This window comes from Mesorhizobium sp. M7A.F.Ca.CA.002.15.2.1, from assembly GCF_003998715.1.
Lineage (GTDB): Bacteria > Pseudomonadota > Alphaproteobacteria > Rhizobiales > Rhizobiaceae > Mesorhizobium > Mesorhizobium ciceri.
On sequence record NZ_RZPI01000675.1, the window covers coordinates 1 to 2,956 of the forward strand.

The 2,956-nt window shown below is 62.9% G+C and carries 3 protein-coding genes; all 3 read left to right on the forward strand.

The annotated features are described in order from the left end of the window. The coding region (gene gcl / locus ENZ74_RS27365) for a glyoxylate carboligase (RefSeq protein WP_127313127.1) at positions 1-1,687 on the forward strand (1,687 nt) is incomplete at its 5' end. 26 nt (positions 1,688-1,713) lie between these two features. Further along, the gene (gene otnI / locus ENZ74_RS27370; protein WP_063168077.1) at positions 1,714-2,511 is read left to right on the forward strand and encodes a 2-oxo-tetronate isomerase; all 798 of its coding nucleotides are present in this window, start codon (positions 1,714-1,716) and stop codon (positions 2,509-2,511) included. A 159-nt stretch (positions 2,512-2,670) separates the two neighbouring features. After that, positions 2,671-2,956: NAD(P)-binding domain-containing protein (locus tag ENZ74_RS27375; protein WP_164761249.1), on the forward strand; the 286-nt coding region annotated here is incomplete at its 3' end.

The following is a 2,956-nucleotide window of genomic DNA, read 5'->3' on the forward strand; positions in this document are numbered from 1 at the left end:
GTTCTATTCGGCGCTGAAGGCGAGGGGAACGATCCGCCACGTGCTTGCCCGTCACGTCGAGGGCGCCTCGCACATGGCGGAAGGCTTTACCCGGGCCAAGGCAGGCAATATCGGCCTGTGCATCGGCACTTCGGGTCCGGCCGGCACCGACATGATCACCGGGCTCTATTCGGCCGCTGCGGATTCCATTCCGATCCTGTGCATCACCGGCCAGGCGCCGCGGGCGCGGCTGAACAAGGAGGATTTCCAGGCCGTCGACATATCAGCCATTGCCGCGCCGGTCGCCAAATGGGCGGTCACGGTCATGGAGCCCTATCTCGTCCCCATGGCGCTGCAGAAGGCCTTTCACCTGATGCGCTCGTCGCGGCCGGGTCCGGTGCTGATCGACCTGCCGGTCGACGTCCAGCTGGCCGAGATCGAATTCGACATCGATGCCTATGAGCCGTTGACGCCGTTCAAGCCGGCCATGACGCGCGCCCAGGCCGAAAAGGCGTTGACGATGCTCAACGCCGCCGAAAAGCCGCTGATCGTCGCCGGCGGCGGCATCATAAACGCCGATGCGTCGGATTTGCTGATCGAATTCGCCGAGATTTCAGGCGTGCCGGTCATCCCGACCTTGATGGGCTGGGGCGCGATCCCCGACGACCACCGGCTGATGGCCGGCATGTGCGGGCTGCAGACCTCGCACCGCTATGGCAATGCGACGATGCTGGAAGCCGATTTCGTCTTCGGCATCGGCAACCGCTGGGCCAACCGTCACACCGGCTCCGTCGATGTCTATACCAAGGGCAAAAAATTCATCCATGTCGACATCGAGCCGACGCAGATCGGCCGTGTCTTCGCGCCGGATCTCGGCGTCGTTTCGGATGCTGGTGCTGCGCTGAAGATGCTGCTCGACGTCGCCACCGAGTGGAAGACGGCAGGCAGACTGCGCGACTGGTCCGGCTGGGCGAAGGAATGCCAGGCTCGCAAGAAGACGATGAAGCGCAAGACGCATTTCGACCAGGTGCCGCTGAAGCCGCAGCGTGTCTATGAGGAGATGAACAAGGCGTTCGGCCGCGACGTCACCTATGTCACCACGATCGGCCTGTCGCAGATCGCCGGGGCGCAGTTCCTGCATGTCTACAAGCCGCGCAACTGGATCAATTGCGGCCAGGCCGGCCCGCTCGGCTGGACCTTGCCGGCTGCCCTTGGCGTGCGCGCCGCCGATCCCGACCGCACCATCGTGGCGCTGTCGGGCGACTATGATTTCCAGTTCATGATCGAGGAACTGGCGGTCGGTGCACAGCACAAGCTGCCCTATCTCCATGTCGTCGTGAACAACGCCTATCTCGGCTTGATCCGCCAGGCGCAGCGGGGTTTCTCGATGGACTTCGAGGTCGACCTTGCCTTCGAGAACATCAACCGGGCAGGCGATCCCGAGGCCGGCTATGGCGTCGACCATGTTGCCGTCGCCGAGGCGATGGGCTGCAAGGCGGTCAGGGTGCGCAAGCCGGAAGAGTTCGCCGGTGCCTTCAAGGAGGCGCAGCGGTTGATGAAAGAACACCGGGTTCCGGTTGTCCTCGAATTCATCCTCGAACGCGTCACCAACATCTCGATGGGCACCGAGATCGACAAGATCACCGAATTCGAGGAGCTTGCCGAGAGCCACGAAGATGCGCCGACGTCGATCGTCATGCTGGATTAGGCTTGGCGGAGAAAAGGAGAAAAAGAATGCCGCGTTTTTCAGCCAATCTTTCGATGCTCTTTGGCGAGCATGAGTTCCTCGACCGTTTCGATGCCGCCGCCCGCGCCGGCTTCAAGGGCGTCGAATATATCGGCCCCTATGACCATGCGCCCGATGTCGTCGCCGCCCGGCTGAAGAAGAACGGCCTGACCCAGGTGCTGTTCAACCTGCCGGCCGGCGACTGGGGCAAGGGCGAACGCGGCATTGCCGTGCTGCCGGACCGCGTGCCGGAATTCCGCCAGGGCATCGCCAAGGCGATCACCTACGCGCAGGCGCTCGGCTGCCAGCAGGTCAATTGCCTAGCCGGCATCGTGCCCACCGGCGCCGACCGCAAGGTGCTGGAGGACGTCTTTGCCGAAAACCTTGCCTTCGCGGCGGAAAAGCTGGAGCAGGCCGGCATCAGGCTGCTGATCGAGCCGATCAACACGCGCGATATCCCGGGCTTTTTTCTCAATTATACCGATCAGGCGTTGGCGCTTATCGACCGTGTCGGGTCGAAGAACCTGTTCCTGCAATACGACATCTATCACATGCAGATCATGGAGGGGGATCTCGCCCGTACCATCGAGGTAAACCTCGACCGCATCGCGCATATCCAGCTTGCGGACAATCCAGGCCGTCACGAGCCGGGGACGGGCGAGATCAATTTTCCCTTCCTGTACGAGCACATCGACCGCATCGGCTATTCCGGGTGGATCGGGGCGGAATACAAGCCGAAGGCCGGGACGGAGGCTGGGCTGGGGTGGTTTCAAGCATTAGCCGGGCAGGGAAGTGCTGCGGCCTAGCCAACGCCGCGCCCCCTCATCCGGCCCTTCGGGCCACCTTCTCCCCGGTGGGGAGAAGAGACAGGCACCAACGTCGGCTTCTCTTCTCCCCTCGGGGGAAGATGGCCGCGCTAGCGGCCGGATGAGGGGGCGTTTCACACAAGCAACTGGAGAACCAAAATGGAAACCATCGGCTTCATCGGCCTCGGCATCATGGGCGCACCGATGGCGGGGCACCTGTTGGACGCGGGCTACAGGATCATAGCCAGCGACCATCGATCGCAACTCTCAGCCGATCTCGTCGCCAAGGGCCTAACGTCAGTCACCGGCCATGCTGCCGTGGCGAAGGCCGCCGACATCATCATTCTGATGGTGCCCGACACACCGCAGGTCGCCGATGTGCTGTTTCACGAGAACGGCGTCGCGTCCGGTCTGACCAAAGGCAAGCTGGTCATCGACATGAGCT